At 42.7% G+C, this 21,965-nt stretch carries 15 protein-coding genes; 14 read left to right on the top strand and 1 reads right to left on the bottom strand.

Translation table 11 applies throughout. From position 1 onward, the window contains the following. The first annotated feature begins 4 nt into the window (after positions 1-4). The 4 genes from FTU16_RS05265 (at position 5) to FTU16_RS05280 (ending at position 4,919) form a co-directional block, all read left to right on the top strand. Complete coding sequence (locus FTU16_RS05265) at positions 5-1,501, top strand: UDP-N-acetylmuramoyl-L-alanyl-D-glutamate--2,6-diaminopimelate ligase (RefSeq protein WP_180162849.1); 1,497 nt, start codon at positions 5-7, stop codon at positions 1,499-1,501. A 9-nt stretch (positions 1,502-1,510) separates the two neighbouring features. Further along, positions 1,511-2,920 carry a UDP-N-acetylmuramoyl-tripeptide--D-alanyl-D-alanine ligase gene (gene murF / locus FTU16_RS05270; protein WP_180162850.1) on the top strand — a complete coding sequence of 470 codons (1,410 nt, stop codon included), beginning with the start codon at positions 1,511-1,513 and terminating at the stop codon, positions 2,918-2,920. Further along, entirely contained in the window at positions 2,920-4,038 is a 1,119-nt protein-coding gene (gene mraY / locus FTU16_RS05275) for a phospho-N-acetylmuramoyl-pentapeptide-transferase (protein WP_078189386.1), read from the top strand. The genes murF and mraY overlap by 1 nt, the downstream gene beginning before the upstream one ends. Before the next feature lie 77 nt (positions 4,039-4,115). Beyond that, positions 4,116-4,919, top strand: a complete 804-nt coding sequence (locus FTU16_RS05280) for a putative RNA methyltransferase (RefSeq protein WP_180162905.1) — start codon at positions 4,116-4,118, stop codon at positions 4,917-4,919. Between the two features lie 53 nt (positions 4,920-4,972). Here the strand turns inward: FTU16_RS05280 and ponA are convergent, their stop codons facing one another. Further along, positions 4,973-7,513 (bottom strand): penicillin-binding protein PBP1a, encoded by a 2,541-nt coding sequence (gene ponA / locus FTU16_RS05285; protein ID WP_180162851.1) that lies wholly within the window; start codon positions 7,511-7,513, stop codon positions 4,973-4,975. 165 nt (positions 7,514-7,678) lie between these two features. Between ponA and FTU16_RS05290 the strand changes: the two genes are divergently transcribed. From FTU16_RS05290 to FTU16_RS05335, 10 genes are all read left to right on the top strand, one after another. Beyond that, complete coding sequence (locus tag FTU16_RS05290; RefSeq protein ID WP_078189383.1) at positions 7,679-8,737, top strand: pilus assembly protein PilM; 1,059 nt, start codon at positions 7,679-7,681, stop codon at positions 8,735-8,737. Continuing rightward, positions 8,737-9,423 carry a PilN domain-containing protein gene (locus tag FTU16_RS05295; RefSeq protein WP_180162852.1) on the top strand — a complete coding sequence of 229 codons (687 nt, stop codon included), beginning with the start codon at positions 8,737-8,739 and terminating at the stop codon, positions 9,421-9,423. The genes FTU16_RS05290 and FTU16_RS05295 overlap by 1 nt, the downstream gene beginning before the upstream one ends. Then, positions 9,420-10,142, top strand: a complete 723-nt coding sequence (locus FTU16_RS05300; protein ID WP_078189381.1) for a type 4a pilus biogenesis protein PilO — start codon at positions 9,420-9,422, stop codon at positions 10,140-10,142. Before FTU16_RS05295 ends, FTU16_RS05300 begins: the two co-directional genes overlap by 4 nt. Next, positions 10,139-10,666 carry a pilus assembly protein PilP gene (locus FTU16_RS05305; protein ID WP_078192530.1) on the top strand — a complete coding sequence of 176 codons (528 nt, stop codon included), beginning with the start codon at positions 10,139-10,141 and terminating at the stop codon, positions 10,664-10,666. Before FTU16_RS05300 ends, FTU16_RS05305 begins: the two co-directional genes overlap by 4 nt. Positions 10,667-10,727: 61 nt before the next feature. Next, complete coding sequence (pilQ, locus tag FTU16_RS05310) at positions 10,728-12,839, top strand: type IV pilus secretin PilQ (protein WP_171525864.1); 2,112 nt, start codon at positions 10,728-10,730, stop codon at positions 12,837-12,839. A gap of 36 nt (positions 12,840-12,875) precedes the next feature. Further along, a complete protein-coding gene (gene aroK, locus FTU16_RS05315) occupies positions 12,876-13,421 on the top strand; it encodes a shikimate kinase AroK (protein ID WP_078189378.1) in 546 nt (181 codons plus the stop codon). A gap of 14 nt (positions 13,422-13,435) precedes the next feature. Then, positions 13,436-14,518 carry a 3-dehydroquinate synthase gene (gene aroB, locus FTU16_RS05320; protein ID WP_180162853.1) on the top strand — a complete coding sequence of 361 codons (1,083 nt, stop codon included), beginning with the start codon at positions 13,436-13,438 and terminating at the stop codon, positions 14,516-14,518. A 7-nt stretch (positions 14,519-14,525) separates the two neighbouring features. Then, entirely contained in the window at positions 14,526-15,365 is an 840-nt protein-coding gene (locus FTU16_RS05325; protein ID WP_180114145.1) for a hypothetical protein, read from the top strand. A 446-nt stretch (positions 15,366-15,811) separates the two neighbouring features. Further along, a complete protein-coding gene (gene gltB, locus FTU16_RS05330) occupies positions 15,812-20,287 on the top strand; it encodes a glutamate synthase large subunit (RefSeq protein ID WP_180162906.1) in 4,476 nt (1,491 codons plus the stop codon). A gap of 69 nt (positions 20,288-20,356) precedes the next feature. Then, positions 20,357-21,778 (top strand): FAD-dependent oxidoreductase, encoded by a 1,422-nt coding sequence (locus tag FTU16_RS05335; protein ID WP_078189374.1) that lies wholly within the window; start codon positions 20,357-20,359, stop codon positions 21,776-21,778. Positions 21,779-21,965: the final 187 nt, after the last annotated feature.

The raw sequence follows: 21,965 nt of genomic DNA on the forward strand, positions 1-21,965 counted from the left end.
ATGAATGAAAATTACGTTTCAAGATCTATACACCGTTGAACAGCCCGCTGAATGGATGTCGCAATCCTTTCAAGGCTTCAATCTGGATAGTCGCAAAGTTACAGCAGGGCAAATATTTATTGCCCTGACTTCGTTTTCGCAACCTGAAAAAACAGCACAATTTGCATGTACAGCGTTAGAAAATGGTGCGTTGGCAGTTATTTCCGAAACTGATTTGGGCTTGGATCAAAGTGTCGTAATCGCTGATGTGCGTCAATTGATGGGGCAGTGGCAAAAGCAATATTTACAGGCGACTCAACCGGTTCAAGCTGCACGAATTTTGGCAGTGACGGGTACCAATGGTAAAACCACGATCTCACGCTTAATCGCTGAATTACTCATGCTGCAAGGCAAAAAATGTGCAGTGATGGGAACTACCGGGAACGGAATTTTACCGAATTTAGAAGCCTCTTCTCACACCACTTTAGATGCGTTGCATATGCAAAATGCGTTGCATACCTATGCACTTGAAGAAGCAGAGTTTGCTGCCATTGAGGCAAGTTCGCATGGATTAGAACAAGGTCGATTAAATGGTTGTGCTATTGAAATTGCCGCTTATAGCAATTTAAGTCGTGACCATTTGGATTATCATAAAACCCTTCAAGCCTATGCTGAAGCGAAATCACGTTTATTTCAGTTTCCATCGCTCAAAGTTGCAGTCATCAATCTCGATGATGAACATGCCGAAGTGATGATGAATGCTGCACGTCAAAATCCGGCTCAGCCTAAAATTTTGACTTATTCAACGCGTCAGGCTGCGGATTATCAAGTGACCGATATTCAATACAGCTTAACGGGCGCACAATTTAAATTGCGTACTGCTCAAGCTGAATTTGTGGTGCAAAGTCCATTATTGGGGCACTTCAATATTGAAAATATTGTGGCCAGCTTAATTTCAGCGGAGCAAGCAGGTTTTGATTTATCTGCCTTGATCGCAACTGCGCCCGAATTAAAAGGTGCACCGGGCCGTATGCAAGTGATCCGTGATGATGAACGCTTGTTTGTAGTGGATTATGCACATACACCAGATGCCTTGATTCAAGTGTTACAGACCTTAAAACGTCATGTATCGCAACAGTTATGGGCAGTGTTCGGTTGTGGCGGTGATCGTGACCGTGGTAAACGTCCATTGATGACTCAAGCGGCATTAAACCATGCAGATGTTGCGTTGATTACCTCAGATAATCCACGTACTGAAAACCCAGAACAAATTTTTGCAGATATGAAGGCTGGTATTGATTTCACTGGAAAAACTGTCCATGAAATCCATGACCGCCGTGAAGCGATTAAATTCGCAGTCAACCATGCGCAAGCGGGTGATATTGTGGTGATTGCTGGTAAAGGCCATGAAAACTATCAAGAAATTGATGGTGTTCGACATTGGTTTGATGATGTGGTGGAGGTGAAATCAGCGATTGATTCACAGCATCACAACACTGACTCGGCTTATCCAGCGCAATAGGAAACAGATATGCATACTTCAACGACCAGTACGGTTCCGTTAGAACCTTGGACTGCCGAACAGTTGGTTCAAGCGACACAAGGGCACTGGCATAATAATCAAGCGCCGACAGCTCCTGTGAAACGAATTTTGACCGATTCACGTCATGCAGAGCAAGGAGATGCTTTTCTTGCCCTGAAAGGTGAACGCTTTGATGCGCATGACTTCCTTGCTCAAGTGGCTGAAAAGGGTTGTGAAATTGCCATTGTCAGTCATCCGGTCGATGTGGATATTTATCAGTTGGTGGTTGCAGATACACGTTTAGCACTTGGACATTTAGGTGCATTTCGTCGTGCCCAAAACCCAACCTTAAAAGTGATTGCCTTGACAGGAAGCAGTGGTAAAACCACAACCAAAGAGATGCTCGGGAGTATCCTTTCTCGTCTTGCACCAACGTTAATTACGCGCGGTAATTTAAATAATGACCTTGGTGTGCCGATGATGTTACTTGAGTTGCGTCCAGAACATCAGTATGCCGTGATGGAGCTTGGTGCCAGTCATAAAGGTGAAATTGATTACACCTCAAATTTGGTACAGCCTCAGGTTGCCGGAATTTTAAATATTGGCACCGCTCATATGGGTGAGTTTGGTGGACGTGATGGCATCTGTCGTGCCAAGTCTGAAATTTATGTACATATAGCGAAAACAGGAACTTCGATTGTGCCTGCGGCAGATGATTTTACAGATGCCATTCGTCAAGCTGTGCAAACTGAGCAAGTAATGAGTTTTGGTCAGGGTGGGGATGTCTTTGCGACTGAGACGGAGCTTCAGGCTCAATCTTCACGTTTTATCTTAAATACGCCACAAGGTGCACGTCCTGTTCAACTGCCATTTGCTGGTGAACATAATGTGCAAAATGCCACTGCAGCCGCAGCTTTCGCATTATCGATTGGTGTGAGTTTAGATGATATCGTTGTGGGGCTTGAACATGCGACAGGTGCCAAAGGCCGTCTAAACTTTATTCAGCATAAAGATTATTTGTTTATTGATGATACTTACAATGCAAATCCAACCTCAATGCGTGCTGCTGCTGATGTACTTGCGCAGCAAGATGGCATCAAAGTCATGGTCATTGGGGATATTGGTGAGTTAGGTTCATCTGCTGCACAGCAGCACTACATGTTGGGACGTGATCTTGTCTCACACTCTGGTCTTCAATTTGTCGTTGCTGTCGGTGAGTTTTCACCTGCTGTGCAAGAAGGCGCGCGCAGTACACAATATGGTAAAAAATTACAGGCCTTTCTTACTCAAGAACAGGCTTTACCGTTATTAATTAGTCTAGTCAAAACACATCAGCCTCAGTCCATGAGTTTCCTGTTTAAAGGTTCTCGTTATACCCACATGGAAACTTTGATGGCTGAATTGATGGAGAAACTTTAATGCTGTTATGGTTATTTGAGCAGCTTGCGGGTTATCACAGCTCGTTTCAGGTTGTTCGTTATTTAACGCTTCGTTCGCTACTCAGTGTCTTAACGGCATTGGCCATTGGTCTGTTGCTTGGACCTGTGATGATCCGCAAATTGCAAGCTCTCAAATATGGTCAGGCAGTCAGTTCATTTGCACCTGAAAATCATGCCAAAAAAATGGGCACACCGACTATGGGCGGTGTGTTGATTTTACTGTCTATTGGGATTTCAACCTTACTTTGGGCTGATCTTTCAAACCCTTATGTATGGATTGTACTTGGCGTGATGGTGATCTTTGGTGCTGTTGGCTGGGCCGATGACTGGATTAAAATCCGTTATAAAGATAATGCCGGTCTACCTGCGAAGAAGAAATTCTTTTGGACTTCTGTGGCATCTTTAGGCGCCGGTATTGCGCTCTATGTGATTGCGACACAGCAAGCAAACCCAGTACATACCTCAAATATGTTGGATCTGCTGATTCCATTCTTTAAAGAAATTAGCATTCCGTTGTCTATTATTCCACTCGGTATTGGCTTTATTGTCTTTACTTATTTGGTGATTAACGGTGCATCTAATGCTGTGAACTTAACCGATGGTTTAGATGGCCTAGCAATTATGCCAATCGTTCTGGTTGCCGCAGGTTTAGGTGTATTTGCTTATCTGGCTGGTGATGTTCGTTTTGCCGATTATTTACATATCCCTTATGTGAAATACGCATCTGAACTTGTCGTGATCTGTGCGGCAATGATCGGTGCTGGTTTGGCATTCTTATGGTTTAACGCACATCCTGCTCAAGTGTTTATGGGTGATGTCGGTGCCTTATCTCTAGGTGCGATGCTCGGTACGATCGCAGTCATGGTTCGTCAAGAAATCGTTTTTGCCATTATGGGCGGTGTCTTTGTGGTTGAAGCTATTTCTGTTTTCTTGCAAATTGGCTCACTGCGTATGCGGAACAAGCGTGTATTCTTAATGGCACCGCTGCACCATCACTATGAGAAAAAGGGATGGCGTGAAACTCAGGTGGTGATTCGTTTTTGGATTATCACAATTATGCTGGTAGTTTTGGGTCTAATGACTTTAAAATTACGTTAAGCAAATAAATAAACGAAACCGGCATTTGCTCCCACAGATGCCGGTTTTTTTATTTCAAAAATATAGTGGAGTAAATGATGAACCTGTTGATGTGTCCTGTATGCCGTGAAGCATTGAAACTCACAGAGCGGACATGGCGCTGTGAAAATAATCATAGCTATGATGTTGCAAAACAAGGCTATGTCAATTTACATGTGGTTCAACATAAACACAGTAAAAACCCGGGTGATACGCCTGAATCTGTACAGGCGCGTCGAGCATTTTTAAGTGCAGGTCACTATGCACCTTTGCAACAGGCAGTAGTGGCTTTGATTCAAAAGTTACGTGTTGAAAACTTGTTGGATATTGGCTGTGGTGAAGGCTATTACACCAATGCAATGCAAGCTGAAGTATTACAGTGTGTGGGTGTCGATATTGCTAAAAATGCAGTACAAGTGGCCGCTAAACTGAATAAAGAGGTGACTTGGGTGGTTGGGACAGGGGCAACCTTACCTGTATTAGATCATTCGATTGACTTGTGTACGAGTTTATTTAGTCCTATTCCAAAAGAAGAAATCCTTCGCGTATTAAAGCCTGAAGGGCACTTGATGGTGGTTACACCTGCGCCAGAGCATCTTTATGCAATGCGTGAAGCCCTGTTTGAAGAAGTAAAACTACATGAACCGCATAAATTTGTGGAACAACTGGCGAATGATTTTGAATTGGAAAGTGAGCAAGTGGTACAAGCGAAAATGTCACTTTCTCAGCAGGATCTCAAAAACTTAATTGCAATGACACCTTATGCCTATAAAGTGAAAGCTGAGCGTCGAGAAGCTCTAGAAAAAAATGAACAATTTGAGTTGCAAGCGCAGTATCAAATTTATCTCTTTAAAAAGAAATAATGCATTGGAAGTGATAAAAAAGCCCTCGTTTGAGGGCTTTTTTTATGCAGTATTTACTGAACTTGATCGATGAGATGATCAAGTGCGTCCGTTTTATGCTCTGCACCTTGTGGTTTAGGCTGCATTGGTGGTGGCGCAGTTCGAGTCGGTGCAAGATTGGTTTCAGTAGACCCAGGAAGGTCGTCAAAATCATTTTGCGAAGCCTGAGGCTTCGGTGCAACAGGAGCAGGACGATACAGCGGTTGAGCCATTGGTGGCGTTGCTGCACGATCTTGTTCAGGTTGACCTTGAGTCGCTTTAGCCGAATTACGGTTGATTGGATTCTTGGCATGGGTGTCTAAACGCACCCAAGCTTCAGGTGTGCCTTTAAGTGATTTCGCCATAAAATCTGACCAAATCGGCAGAGCTGCAACACCACCATATTCACGACGACCTAAGGTAGAGGGTTGGTCAAAACCGACCCAAGCCACAGTGACTAATTTTCCATTAAATCCAGCAAACCACGCGTCTTTTGCATCATTGGTTGTACCGGTTTTACCACCTAAATCACCGCGACCAATTTTTAATGCCGCACGACCTGTACCGTGTTGGATCACGTCACGCAAGATGTTCGCCATATCAAAGGCCGAACTTGACTTCAAAATTCGCTGAGCTTGTTTATAGTTTGCTGCTTCAGTATCTGAAATTTTCGATTCAGCAGGTTTATTATCCTGATTAGTGACTTCAATCACTTCATCATCCGGCGTGGTCGGATCTGCTGATTCAACTTCGTCTTTTTGATTGATACATTGAATACATGCATATTCAGGATTGGCTTGATAAATGACTTTGCCATAAGCATCTTCAATACGGCTAATAAAATGGGGTTGAATACGATATCCACCGTTGGCAAAAGTCGCATAACCTGTCGCCATTTGAATCGGCAACACCTGTGGGGTACCTAAAGCAATGGTGTAGTTACGTGGAATTTGGTTTTCTTGTAAGCCAAAATCCATAAATAATTGGCGAGTACGTTCAATCCCGACGACTTGTAATAAGCGTACTGAAACTGTGTTACGTGATAAATAGAGGGCACGGCGTAGAGGTATCATCCCTAAATAGCGACCGTCAGAGTTTTTAGGCGTCCACTTGCCAATCGTAATTGGATTGTCATTGACCATGGAATACGGAGTCATGCCACGTTCAAGTGCTAAAGCATAAACAAAGGGTTTAATGGTTGAACCCGGTTGACGCCAGCCTTGTAGAGCACGGTTAAATTTAGATTGATAAAAATTATAACCACCCACAATGGCTTCAATACCACCATTATTGGGATTAAGTGCAATTAATTGACCTTGCGCTTTGGGAATTTGCACCAAAGCCCATGAGCTTTTGTCCGCATTCGGACGTAGGCGAATAATATCTTTTACTTTTACAATTTGAGAGGCTTTGCTAGGCGCATTGCTTACACTATTGGCATTGCGATAGGGGCGTGCCCAAGATAAACCTGACCATGGAACTGTCACACTACTGCCGTCTTGCATCAACACTTCGATACTGGTGTTGTTGACTTTGGTTACTTCGGCAGGATAGGTGTTGGCATATGGAATAAAGTTTTTTAAGGGTTCATCATGTGCTTCTGCACCACGCCAACCATGTCGTCTATCGTAAGCTTCGAGACCCTCTTGTACAGCCTGCTCAGCATAGGCTTGGCGTTGGCTGTTGATAGTGGTGTAGACTTTATAGCCAGAATCCGTCGCTTGTTCACCAAGCTTTTCTACGAGCTCAGAGCGAACCATTTCCCCGACGTAGGGGAATTTGTTGCTGACCCCGCGGTCAGGCATATCGAGATTAATCGGTTCAGCAATCGCTTTTTGATATTCAGATTGATTGATATACCCCAATTGCAACATACGGCCTAAAATCCAATTACGACGCTCTAAAGCACGTTTTGGGTTGGCTACAGGATTGTATTTTGAAGGTGCTTTAGGTAAGCCTGAAATCATTGCCATTTGAGCCAAACTTAAATCTTGCAGGCTCTTGTTATAATAAATTTTTGCTGCTGCTGCGATCCCGTAGGCATTTTTTCCTAAAAAGATTTTGTTGACATACAGCGTTAAAATTTCTTCTTTACTTAGATTTTGTTCAATTTTTCGAGCAAGGAAAACTTCGGTCAGTTTACGTTTTAAAGTACGCTCTGGAGTCAGATAATAGTTTTTTGCAACCTGCATGGTAATGGTTGAACCACCGGTTTGCACATCGGAACCGGTAATACTTTCACTGACGGCACGCCCCAATCCTTTGAAACTAATGCCGCTGTGTTCAAAAAACGAAGAATCTTCCGCAGCTAAAAAGCCATGAATGAAATGAGACGGGATTTGGTCGTACTCTACAGGGACCGAAAGTTTGCCACCATATTCTGCAATCAGCTCATTATCAGCACTATAAACCTGTAATGGTTTTAATAATGGAGCCTTTTTTAAGATGGACATTTCAGGCAAAGACGGGGCAATATAGAGATACATGCCATAGAAACCCATTGGAATTGCGACCAAAATAATAATAATGGCCAAAAAAAATGGATGAACAAGGCCTGAACAAGATAGCTTTTTCATAACAAGTAAGTTTTAATAAGAGCTAATGGCAAACTAATTGGTGGTCAGTATATCCTTTCGATATACGGATTGTTAGATGAGTTATTGTATCTGTATAAAATTATAGACCAATGCTAATTAGTGGGTTAATTTTTTTGGGGATAAAAAAATAATAGGAATTATATTGTGCTCAGGTTATATCGTAAGCCAAATAAGGGGTTAATAGGAGTAGATATTAGTTCGACTTCTGTTAAGGTTTTGGAACTTTCTGTAAAAAGTGGACGGTATTGGGTAGAAAGCTATGCTTTGGTCCCGTTACCAGAAGGAAGTGTTGTTGAAAAGAACATATTGAATCCGGAAGCTGTCGGTGACTGTTTAGAGCGCGCAATTAATTTGGCCAATACGCAGACCACTAATGCAGCTTTGGCGGTTCCAACGTCGATGGTGATTACAAAAATCATCGAAATGGATGCAGATATGAATGATGATGAACGTGAAATTCAGATTCGTGATGATGCTGAGCAATATATTCCGTTCCCACTTGATGAAGCGAGCCTTGATTTTGAGGTCTTGCCAGATCGTCTGTCCAACCCAAATCGTGTCAATGTTTTGCTTGTCGCTACGCGTATTGAAAATGTTGAAGCGCGTGCGGAAGTCATTCAGCTTGCGGGTCTGACACCAAAAATTGGTGATGTAGAAAGCTTTGCAATTGAAAATGCATTTAAAGTTTTCTCAGATACTTTGCCAATGGGTGTAAATACCGTGGGTATTTTAGATATTGGTCATAGTATGACGACCTTATCTGTTATGCAGAATAACAAAGTGATTTATACCCGTGAGCAAGTGTTTGGTGGCAAACAATTGACGCAGGAAATTCAAAATCGCTATGCATTGTCTTTCGAAGAAGCGGGTCGTGCGAAAAAAACACGTGCCTTGCCAGATGACTATGATGTTGAAGTCTTAGAACCTTTCTTAGAAGCTGTCGTTCAACAAGCAGCGCGTTCTTTACAGTTCTTCTTCTCATCTTCACAGTTCAACGAAATTGACCATATTTTATTGGCAGGGGGGAATGCCAATATTCCGGGGCTTGCAAAACTACTTCAACAAAAATTGGGTTACCGCGTCACGATTGCCAATCCATTCTTACAAATGGGTTTTTCACCTCAAATTGATATTAAAAAAATTGAAAATGATGCCTCATCACTCATGGTGGCATGCGGTCTAGCATTGAGGAGTTTTGATTAATGGCAAAAATTAACTTGCTCCCTTGGCGTGATGAGCTAAGAGAGAAACGAAAAAAAGAATTTATTGCACTTTGTATTGGGGCTTTCTTAATTGGGGTAATTGGGGTTGGTTTAACATGGTTGTACTTTGATCACAAATTAAAAGATCAAGAACAAGCGAACCAATTGATTATCAGTCATAACCAAAATTTAGATGTTCAATTAAAGTCTTTGGATGGTTTACAAGAGCAGCGTAATGCCATTATTGAACGCATGAAGTTGATTCAAGGCTTACAAGGTCAACGTCCAATCGCAGTACATCTTGTAGATGAATTGGTTCGTGTGACACCTGCCAATATGTACATCACAAAATTTGAGCGTAATGGCGACAAATTTATGATCGAAGGGCGTGCGGAAAGTCCAAATACTGTTGCAGATTTACTGCGTAATTTGGAAGCATCACCTTGGTATCGTAATGCCTTCATGAGCTCATTCCTTGTGGTTGAAGAGAAAAAAGACAAAGCGCCGACGTCAGTGGTTCCTCGCGTAGAAGAATCTTATGGTGCATTTACTGTGACTGCTGATTTGGAGCAAATTGCGCAGCCGACCATTAATGATCCAGCAGCAAATGCAGGACAGTCAGCTTCATCGGCGCAAACATCTGACGCACAAACTGCAGCAACACCAACTCCGGAGGCTGCAAAATGAGTCGTGATGAATTTGAACAATTAAATCAAGATGCTGTTGTCATTCCGAAAAAGAAAATGACTTTTGATAAGTTTGTACAGCAGTTCAATACGCTAGATCCAAACAATTATGGTAGTTGGCCAATTTCAGTCAAAATTACCTGCTGGATTTTTATCATTATCCTTGTGGCAATTTTGGGCTATTTTTTGGCGATTAAAGGCAAGATTGAAGCCATTTCAAGTGCCAATGCGCAAGAACAAAATTTGTTGAATGAATTTCGTGAAAAAGATTCAAAACTACGTAATTTGCAACAATATCAATTGCAGTTGCAGGATATGGAAGCACGTTTTAATCAACAATTAGAACAATTGCCGAAAGAAACTGAAATTCCAGGTTTGGTTGAAGATATCAACTTAACAGGCGTGAATTCTGGATTGAAATTTAAAATTATTCGTCTTGAGCCTGAAGTGAAGCAAGAATTCTTTACGGAACAGCCAATTCATATCGAAGCAACAGGTGATTACCATGCCTTTGGTTCATTTGTTAGTGGCATTGCAGGGCTTTCACGGATTGTGACTTTGCATAATTTAACGATTACAGCAACTGAAAATAAAGAAAAGAATTCAGATATTCCAAAAATTGATTATGTCATTTCTGCGAAAACATATCGTTACGAAGGAAATACTGAAAGTGCTGCGAAAGCTGCAGATTCAGCAAGCACACAGGAGGCTCCAAAATGAAAATGAATAAATTGGCACTTTCTGTGATGGTTGGATTTGTATTGGCTGGTTGTGAATCACGTATTGATGTGGTCAATCAAGAGATGGCAAATATACGCAATCAAGCTCCACTAGCGATTGAACCTGCGCCAGATTTTGTACCTGTCGAGACTTTTAATTATGCGGCGCATTCTTTAAAAAGTCCGTTCTTGCCAAGTTCCTTGGCAGCAGAACTTAAAATCATGGCAGGTAAGCGTGTTTATCCAAACTTGAGCCGTCAGCCTCAACCTTTGGAGAGTTATGCACTCGAAACCCTGAATATGAAGGGTAGTATGCGTAACCAATCTGGGCAAATATTAGCCTTGATTCAGACACCTGATGGTGAAGTTGAGCGTATTCAACGTGGAAGTTATATGGGGCTCAATCATGGTCGAGTGGTAAATATTACCCCGACTCAAATTGATTTGATTGAGATTATTCCGGATGGGCGAGAAGGATATGTAGAGCGTCCTAGAAGTCTCATATTAATTGGACCAGCACCTTAAGCTTAAAGGAATAAAAATGAAGAATAGTGTACAAGATTTTATTTTTGGGGATGGCAATACAATGAATCATGTGTTTCGTCAGTTTTCGATGGGGGCTGTTGCAATGGCGATGATGCAAGTTGCCAATGCTCAGGTGAGTGTAACCAATGTGGTACCAATGCAAATTCCAGGTCAAGGGACTGAAATTCGCGTGATGTTTAATGGCTTGCCGCCGCAACCACAAGCTTATCAACTCGATCAACCATCACGACTAGTCTTAGATTTTGATAAAGCACAGCAAAATTTAAAGCAAAGTTCAATTCCTGTGGCAACAGCTGAAGCGAGCACTGTGGATGTGAGTTCGGATGCACAACGTGCGCGCTTAACGGTAAATTTAGCCAATGCGGGTGCATTTACCACGCGTGTTGAAGGTAATACCTTCATTCTAAAAATTAATTCTGCACAAGCTGCAAGTTATATACAGCCTACAGCACAACGTCAGCAACAGGGCATCTCAAATATTGGTTTCCATCGTGGTTCTAATGGTGAAGGTCAAGTCGTTGTAGATTTACTGGGTGGAAACACCCCTGTTGATGTTCAGCAACAAGGCAGTAAAGTGGTGATTCGTACTTTAGGTAATAAAGTACCTGCACATTTGACGCGACGTTTAAATGTCAATGATTTTGCAACCCCAGTTGCAACGGTAGACGCACATAATGATGGAGGTAATGGTGTAATTACCATTCAGTCGACGGGTAGCTATGAATATATGGCGTATCAAACCGATAATAAATTAACGGTGAGTTTGAAACGTCCGGAAGATAAGAATCCATTACGTCCTAAAGCCGCAAATCATTATACCGGTAAGAAAATTTCATTAGACTTCCAAGATATTGAAGTACGCCGCGTGCTACAACTTTTGGCTGATTTCACTGAAATCAATATGGTTGCTGCTGATACAGTACAAGGGAATATTACACTTCGTTTGAAAGATGTGCCTTGGGATCAAGCGCTAGACATCGTGTTGAAAACTAAGAACTTGGATAAACGTCGTAACGGTAATGTGATTTGGATTGCGCCTGTATCTGAGTTGATTAAGGCGGAAGAAGAAGAAGCGAAAGCCTTACGTCAAAGTATGAAGTTAGCACCCATTCAAACAGAATATCTTACTTTAAGTTATGCTAAGGCAGCTGATATTGAGAAACTGATTACGCAGTCTAAAACAGCAGGGAACAGTGGTTCGTCTAATAGTAATAATGCTGATGAGGACCGTGGCAACTTATTAAGTCCCCGAGGCACAATTTCTGCAGATACACGTACAAATACACTGATTATCAATGATACCGCGCAAAATATTGATCAAATTCGTAAAATGGTGGATTTGCTTGATGTATCAGTCAAGCAAGTTATGGTTGAAGCTCGTATTGTGAAAGCGTCTACAGACTTTACCAAAGAAATGGGTGTGAAATGGGGGCTCTTGTCTCAAGGGATTAACCAAAATGACCATTTATTGGTGGGTGGTAGTGATACCACACTTTGGGACTTAAAAACCCCGGATGATGATGGGAAATATACCATTCAACGTCCTCAAAATTTAAACGTGGATTTAGGTGTGACTACTACAGGTGCGAGTCGAATTGCGTTTGGTTTGATTAGTCTTTCTGATTTTATGTTGGATTTAGAGCTTTCTGCTTTACAAGCGGATGGTTATGGTGAAGTGATTTCCACACCAAAAGTACTGACAGCGGATAAACAACAAGCCAAAGTTGCATCAGGTCAAGAAATTCCGTATCAAACCACAACGGGTACCGGTTCAAATGCGACTTCTTCTACCGAGTTTAAAGAAGCTCTATTGAGTCTGGATGTCACACCGAGCATCACTCCAGATGGTAAAGTGCAAATGAAGCTGAATATTAAGAGCGACTCACCAGCAGGGTATGCCAATAATGGTGAAATTATCCTGAATAAAAATGAAATTAATACCGATGTCTTAGTCAACAACGGTGAAACTGTTGTGCTCGGCGGTATTTTTAATCAGGAAACGCAAAGTAAGCAAACTAAAGTGCCATTCTTGGGGGATATTCCTTATGTGGGACGTTTATTCCGTAAAGATCTAAAAAGCGATGCAAAAAATGAGTTGCTGATTTTTGTTACTCCGCGAATTGTTAATGACAGTGTTACCAGAAATCATTAATATATTTTCAATTTAACAAAAGAAATAGGTGACTCCTTGCCAAGCAAAGAGTTTGAAACCCTACCAAATATCTATTTGGTAGGGCCAATGGGGGCAGGAAAAACAACCGTAGGGCGACATTTAGCAGAATTGTTAGGACGTGAATTTCTAGACAGTGATCATGAAATTGAACGTAAAACAGGTGCGACGATTCCTTGGATTTTTGAAAAAGAAGGGGAAAAAGGGTTTAGAAGTCGTGAAACGAATGTCATTGATGAGTTAACTGCAAAAAAACAACTGGTCTTGGCGACTGGCGGTGGTGCAGTGACTCAGCCCCCAAATCGCGAATTCTTAAAACAACGTGGTATTGTTGTTTATCTATATACTCCGGTGGAAATTCAGTTACAACGAACCTACCGCGACAAAAATCGTCCACTGCTTCAAGTGGAAAATCCAGAGCAAAAGCTACGAGATTTATTGGCTGCCCGTGATCCTCTTTATCGTGAAGTCGCGCACTATATTATTGAAACCAATCAAGGTGCCGCGCGAGATCTTGCGCAAAAAATTTTTAATTTAATTGTTTCACAAAATATATCTCGTTAGAAAAGGTTAAATTCATGCAAACCTTACATGTTGAACTTGGTGATCGTCGCTACCCTATTTTTATTGGTAGTGACCTCGATCCACAAACTTTACTTGAGCCTTATATTCAGGGTAAACAAGTGATGATTGTCTCTAATACCACAGTTGCTCCGCTCTATTTAAAACATTATGTAGATGCAATTGAGGCATTAGGGAAAACTGTTGCAACATGTATTTTGCCTGATGGTGAAAAGTATAAAAATTTAGAGCATTTGAATTTAATTTTTGATGCCTTGCTCGAAGCAGGCTTTAACCGCGATTGTACGGTTTTAGCATTGGGTGGGGGTGTCATTGGGGATATGACCGGTTTTGCTTCTGCATGCTATCAACGTGGTGTGTATTTTATTCAAGTGCCGACGACTTTGCTTTCTCAAGTGGATTCAAGTGTCGGTGGAAAAACTGGGATTAACCATCCACTGGGTAAAAACATGATTGGCGCTTTCCAGCAACCCCAAGTGGTCCTTGCGGATATGGCGCAATTAAAAACTTTGCCGGCGCGTGAACTTTCTGCAGGTTTGGCCGAAGTGATCAAATATGCATTGTTAGGTGATGTTGAATTCTTGGCTTGGCTTGAGCAACATATGGATGCTTTGGTTGCAGGTGATGCAACCTTGTTGGCTGAAGCAGTATATCGTTCATGTGCCCATAAAGCGCGTATTGTGGCCAATGACGAAAAAGAACAAGGCGAACGTGCGTTATTAAACCTGGGTCATACCTTTGGTCATGCGATTGAATCGTACTTAGGATATGGTGAATGGTTGCATGGTGAAGCTGTTGCAACAGGAATGGTAATGGCTGCAGATTTGTCCCATCGTATGGGCTGGATCACTGCTGAAGATTTAGAACGTACAAAAAAAATCATTTTACGTGCACAATTACCGATAGTTTGCCCTAAAATTCCGCTAGAGGAATTTTTGTTGTATATGTCCCATGATAAAAAAGTATTGAATGGGCAATTACGACTTATTTTACTGAAATCATTAGGTCAGGCCATCATCACCAAAGAGTTTGATGTTGAGTTAATGAAACAGGCAATTTTGGCAAATCAGGCAGAGTAGGTACATCATGGCAGCGCGGCAGTCTCAATGGCAAAAAGTTCATCACTACACATGGTTGGTGGGTGGAGCTGTGTGTCTGTTCGCTGCATTGGTTTTCTGGGCGATTACAGATACCAAAGAATTGGTTGAAGTTGAAAAACAAGCTGAAACTGAAGTGGATTTGCAAATTCAGCCCGAGAAAGTGGCGGCAATGTCCCATCTTGGTGCATTAAATGAAGAAGTGCGTCCGCTGGATATGACGACACGTGTGGTTGCTACAGCTCAACATGAGCCAGAATTTCGCGGCACTAAATTTATCAATGATTCTGCCAAACTTTATGGTGTTGAATTATTTCGGGTTTCTGAAGAAGATATTTTAAAAAGCTTCTTACGTAAGCAGCCTGAGCGTCACAAATTTATTTATCTACGTCTTTCTGGTGAAGACCATCCTGAGCAATACGTCATTTTAACAGGACCATATTCGTCGCAAAATGATGCCAAAGCTGCAATGTCGAGCCTCAACATCGCTTTGCCTGCTTCAATCAAACCTGAGGTTGTTGAATTTAAACAATATCAAGCATATGTGAATGACTTAGGCACGGAAGAAATGTCGTCGAGTCAAAAGTTATATGCTGTTAAATTAAAATCTGTACCTTTACCGAAAATTGATGAAGCTCAAATCGCCGCACGAAAAGCAGCGGCTGCAACGACGGTAACAACACCAACTAATGCAACGACAAGTACTACGGTGACACGTCGAGATGCTGAAGGAAATGTGATTGATGTGCAAAAATCACAAAGTAGTGTAGATGCACCACGTCCAAAACCTGCGCCGGTAGAACAAGAAGTAACCGATCCTTTTAATTAGTTCTAAAATAGCGCAAGACGTCTTAGGAAAAGCTTAAACTGCACAGAAAAAGTGCATAAAATAAAAAAAGAACAATTTGAATTATTTGTTATAACTAAAAAATGCTTGTAATCAGCCATCTTAGGAGAAAATGCATCAAGTTGGCATATAAATTGCTTAATTGGTGCGTAAATTGAACTTTTCTCCCTGTTTTGGCGCGAAAATGATTCGATAAAAGTGCGAAGTCATTAATCCAGTCGTTATCCCTGATCTGAACTGCAAAAGCAGAAAATTTGACTTTTTATTCATGCATCAAAGATGAATTCGGTTTATCTTAAGGGTGTGAATAAGAAATAATTTTGCTCGACAGAACAATTCATGTGAGTAAGTTAAGACGAATCGCAACAAGAAATTAGTTTGTTAAGTGCTCGAAAGAGCTGTAAAGAAAAGAAGGGTACGCTATGCACATGCCATCGCCTAATACTGTAGCTCCCGCTCAAGGTTTATACCAACCGGATGAGTTTAAAGATAACTGTGGTTTCGGTTTAATCGCCCATATGCAGGGTGATGCAAGCCATGATCTCGTCAAAACCGCAATGCATAGTTTAAGTTGTATGACCCACCGTGGTGGTATTGCCGCAGATGGCAAAACCGGTGACGGTTGTGGTCTACTCCTTGCTATGCCCAAAGAATTTTTCCGTGAAGAAGCGAAAAAACTCAGTGACATTACATTGAGTGAAATCTTTGCTGTGGGTACGGTATTTCTAAATCTAGACCCTGCATTAGCCGCACATGCAAAACAAATTTTAACCAAAGAAATCGAAGACGAAGGCTGTAAAGTCATCGCTTGGCGTGTTGTGCCAACCAATAACGATGCATTGGGTTCAATCGCGATGCAGTCATTGCCTGCCTTTGAACAAATTATCGTGAATTGCCCAATGGGTGTTTCAGAGGTTGAATTCAACCGTAAGTTGGTGATGGCACGTCGTCGTGCAGAACAACAACTGACTGCTGACCCATACTTCTATGTAACCACTTTATGCTCAACTGTGATCAGCTATAAAGGTTTGATGATGCCAGCAGCGATTGCTGACTTCTATACCGATCTTGCTGATGAGCGTTTAAAGTCACACATCGTGGTATTCCATCAGCGCTTCTCAACCAATACATTGCCGCGTTGGCCTTTGGCACAGCCGTTCCGTTACTTGGCGCACAATGGTGAAATTAACACCATTACCGCAAACCGTAACTGGGCGATGGCGCGTACACCAAAATTTGAAAACCCATTATTGCCGGGTTTAACTGAGCTGAATCCAATTGTAAACCGTACAGGTTCGGATTCTTCAAGCTTAGACAATATGCTGGAAATCCTTGTTGGTGGCGGTATGGATTTGTTCCGTGCGCTGCGCATGTTGGTTCCACCAGCTTGGCAAAACGTTGAAACTTTAGATGCGGATTTACGTGCATTCTATGAATTCAACTCAAAACATATGGAAGCTTGGGATGGTCCAGCAGGTCTGGTAATTCAAGATGGTCGTCATGCGATTTGTATGCTTGACCGTAATGGTTTACGTCCAGCACGTTGGGTGATTACCAAAAATGGTTACATTACTTTGGCATCCGAAATTGGTGTTTGGGGTTATGAACCAGAAGACGTTGTATCTAAAGGTCGTGTCGGTCCAGGTCAAATTTTGGTGATCGATACCTTTACCGGCAAAATGCTCGATACTCAAGATGTGAGTAATCACCTCAAACGTATGCGTCCGTACCGTCAGTGGTTACGTGAAAACTCAGTACGTGTGCAAGGTAGTCCAGAGCTAGAAGAATATTTATGTGATCAAGGCTTAAAAGGTGATGACCTGAAAGCTTCACAAAAAATGTTCATGGTGACATTTGAAGAACGTGACCAATTGCTTCGTCCAATCGCTGAAAGCGGTCAGGAAGCCGTGGGCTCAATGGGTGATGATACGCCAATGGCAGTATTGTCTCGTCAGGTGCGCCATGTGTCTGACTACTTCCGTCAGCAGTTCGCTCAGGTTACGAATCCGCCAATCGATCCATTACGTGAATCGATCGTAATGTCGTTAGAGACATGTCTCGGCCGTGAACAAAATGTATTTGAACAAGGTCCAGAGCATGCAGATCGTCTGATCATTTCAAGCCCAGTACTGTCAAATTCGAAAATGCATCAAATTCGTACCCTTGGTCGTAAAGGTTATGAAATTGCAGATATCGACCTGAACTATGCAGAAGATGAAGGCTTAGAAGCTGCTATCGCGCGTATTTGTGAAGAATCTGCACAAGCGATTCGCGATGGAAAAACTTTACTTGTATTGTCTGATAAGAAAATCAGTCAAGGTTTCTTACCTGCAAATGCATTGATGGCAACTGGTGCAGTTCACCACTATTTAATCAATGTGGGTCTACGTACAGATGCCAACATCATTGTCGAAACTGGTTTGGCACGTGATGCACACCAGTTTGCGGTGATTCTTGGTTTCGGTGCGACTGCGATCTATCCGTACCTTGCTTATGACGTGATTAATGACTTGATCGCGAAAGGCGAGTTGCTGGGTGACCCAATCCATGCACAAGCGAACTTCCGTAAAGGCATTGAGAAAGGTTTGCTGAAAGTCCTTTCTAAGATGGGTATTTCTACTGTTGCCTCTTACCGTGGCGGCCAGCTGTTTGAAGCAGTCGGCCTCTCTGATGAAGTGGTTGCAAAATGCTTTACGGGTGTACCGAGCCGTATTAAAGGCGCAACATTCTCTGATCTAGAAAATGACTTGAAAAAATTGGCAGATTTGGCGTGGAAATCACGTAAGCCAATCGATCAAGGCGGTATGCTGAAATTTGTATTCGGTAAGGAATATCACGCATTTAACCCAGACGTGATCAATGCGCTGCATAAATCTGTGCGTTCTGGTAATTATGCGGACTTTAAAGAATACGCGGAACTAGTGAATAACCGTCCAATCGCGACGATTCGTGACTTATTCAAGCTCAAAACAGATCAATCGATTGCACTCGATCAAGTTGAATCCGTAGAAGAGATTCTGCCGCGTTTTGACTCTGCAGGTATGTCTTTAGGTGCATTATCACCTGAAGCGCACGAAGCTATTGCAATCGCGATGAACACCATTGGTGGTCGCTCGAACTCAGGTGAGGGCGGCGAAGACCCAGCGCGTTACGGCACTATCCGTAACTCGAAAATCAAACAAATTGCATCTGGCCGTTTTGGTGTGACCCCTGCATATCTAACTTCTGCAGAAGTCCTTCAAATTAAAGTGGCGCAAGGTGCAAAACCAGGTGAAGGTGGTCAGTTGCCGGGCGGTAAAGTGAATGGCTTAATTGCACGTTTACGTTACTCAGTACCGGGTGTGACATTAATTTCTCCACCGCCGCATCACGACATCTACTCAATCGAAGATTTATCACAGTTAATTTTCGATTTAAAACAGGTTAACCCACAGGCGATGGTGTCCGTTAAGCTGGTTTCTGAGCCGGGTGTTGGTACGATTGCGGCAGGTGTAGCAAAAGCATACGCAGACTTCATTACCATTTCTGGTTATGACGGCGGTACAGCGGCTTCTCCACTTTCTTCAATTCACCATGCAGGTTCTCCATGGGAGCTTGGTCTATCTGAGGCGCATCAGGCGCTTCGTGTGAACGATCTGCGTGGCAAAGTCCGTGTACAAACTGATGGCGGCTTGAAAACGGGTCTAGATGTTGTGAAAGCAGCGATTCTTGGGGCTGAAAGTTTCGGTTTTGGTTCTACACCGATGATCGCATTGGGATGTAAATACCTGCGTATTTGCCATTTAAACAACTGTGCGACCGGTGTTGCAACACAGCAAGATCATTTACGTCAGGAACACTATATCGGTGAACCTGAAATGCTGATCAATTTCTTCCACTTTATTGCGGAAGAAACACGTGAATGGTTAGCCGCGTTAGGCGTATCAAGTCTGAAAGATTTGATTGGCCGTACAGATTTACTGGAAATGCTTCCAGGTGAAACTGAAAAACATGCACACCTTGATTTGAGCGCATTGCTCCAATCGCATCCTGCGGCTGAAGGCAAAGCACAGTACTGTGATGTACAAGGTAATGCACCATTCGATAAAGGCTTATTGGCTGAGAAAATGGTAGCTGAAATGCTGCCAGCGATTGAAGCAGGCACAGGCGGTGAATATAGCTTCACAATTGGTAACTGTGACCGTTCAATTGGCGCGCGTATTTCGGGTGAGATTGCAAAACGTTATGGCAACCTCAGTATGGAAGCGCACCCTGTTAAAGTTAAATTAACAGGGACTGCAGGTCAGTCATTGGGTGTTTGGAACGCAGGTGGTTTACACATCAGCCTAGAAGGCGATGCGAATGATTACGTGGGTAAAGGTATGGCTGGTGGTCGTATCTCGATCTTCCCACCGAAAGGTTCACCGTTCCAAACGCAAAATACTGCAATCATTGGTAACACCTGTTTATATGGTGCAACAGGCGGTAAATTGTTTGCTGCAGGTACAGCAGGCGAGCGTTTTGCAGTACGTAACTCGGGTGCGTTTGCCGTGATTGAAGGTGCAGGCGACCACTGCTGTGAATATATGACAGGTGGTATCGTGACTGTATTGGGTAAAGTGGGTCATAACTTTGGCGCGGGTATGACAGGCGGTTTCGCTTATGTGCTCGACCTCGACAATGACTTTGTTGACCATTACAACCACGAACTGATTGAATTGAACCGTATCTCTACAGAATCGATGGAAGAACACAAAGAGTTCTTGTGCCGTATCTTAGATGAACATATTAAAGAAACAGGTAGTGCTTGGGCGTATAAGATCCGCAACGAGTTTGACTTCTATAGCCGCAAATTCTGGCTTGTGAAACCAAAAGCTGCTAATTTGCAGACTTTGTTGAAAACAACTCAAGCTGATCCACAATAATTCCACTACTGCAGATTTGATAGGCAGGTGTAAGTCCAAACATGCTTACACCTACCCACGGAGAGAGACATGGCAGAGCGCCTAAATAATGACTTTCAGTTCCTGGATGTAGCACGCCAAGATCCAGAGAAAAAAGATCTAGTTGTCCGCAAAGCAGAATTTGTGGAAATCTATAAACCGTTTACAGCTGAAGTTGCAAAAAACCAAACGCACCGGTGCTTAGGTTGCGGTAACCCATATTGTGAATGGAAATGTCCAGTACATAACTACATTCCAAACTGGTTAAAACTGATTGCAGAAGGTCGCATTTTCCAAGCGGCTGAATTGTGTCATCAAACCAATACATTGCCTGAAGTTTGTGGTCGTGTGTGCCCACAAGACCGTTTATGTGAAGGCGCGTGTACGCTAAATGACGGCTTTGGTGCAGTTACCATTGGTAATGCTGAAAAATACATTAACGATACGGCATTTGCATTGGGCTGGCGTCCAGATATGTCACACGTTAAGTGGACAGACAAAAAAGTTGCGATTATTGGTGCAGGTCCTGCTGGCCTTGGCTGTGCTGATATTCTGGTACGTAATGGTGTGAAGCCAGTCGTATTTGACAAACGCCCTGAAATTGGTGGTTTGCTGACATTTGGTATTCCAGAATTCAAAATGGAAAAAGACGTAATGAAACGTCGCCGTGAGATTTTCTCTGGCATGGGAGTTGAATTCCGTCTAAATACTGAAATTGGTACAGATGTGACCATTGATCAGCTTTTGGCTGATTACGACGCTGTATTCATGGGTATGGGAACCTATACTTACATGAAGGGTGGTTTTGCGGGTGAAGATCTTGTTGGTGTTCATGATGCACTGGATTTCTTGATTGCCAATGTCAACCGTACGCAAGGTTGGGAAAAAGATCCATCTGAATACATCAGCATGGAAGGCAAAAAAGTGATTGTTCTCGGTGGTGGTGATACCGCGATGGACTGTAACCGTACCTCGATCCGTCAAGGTGCCGAATCCGTTGTCTGTGCCTACCGTCGTGATGAAGAAAACATGCCGGGTTCACGTCGTGAAGTGAAAAATGCGCGTGAAGAAGGCGTGGATTTCCAATTTAATCGTCAGCCGATTGAAATTGTAGGTGAAAATGGCAAAGTGACGGGTGTTAAAGTTGTGACTACACAGCTAGGTGCACCTGATAGTCGCGGTCGTCGTAGCCCTGAGCCAGTTCCAGGTTCAGAAGAAATTTTACCAGCAGATGCAGTATTGCTAGCCTTTGGTTTCCGTACAAGCCCCGCAGATTGGTTTACTACATCAAACATCAGTATGGATGGTTCAGGCCGCGTCATTGCTGCTGAACAGCAAGAATTTAAGTTCCAAACATCGAATCCGAAAATTTTTGCCGGCGGTGATATGGTACGTGGATCTGATCTTGTGGTAACCGCAATCTGGGAAGGTCGCCAAGCTGCAGAAGGTATTCTTGACTACTTAGATGTTTAAGTCATGACACGCCAGTGCTTACACTGGATTTATTCAAAAAACCCGCTTCGGCGGGTTTTTTTTGGAATTTACCTCAAATGACACGTGAATGGATTTTGCAGATAAATACGCTGAAAAGTTGTCAGACAGCGCTTTAGAATGGTGAATTATGCAAGTGTGCTAGCACATTTTGCCATGTGTGAAAGAG

This window comes from Acinetobacter sp. YH12069 (assembly GCF_013419675.1).
Lineage (GTDB): Bacteria > Pseudomonadota > Gammaproteobacteria > Pseudomonadales > Moraxellaceae > Acinetobacter > Acinetobacter amyesii.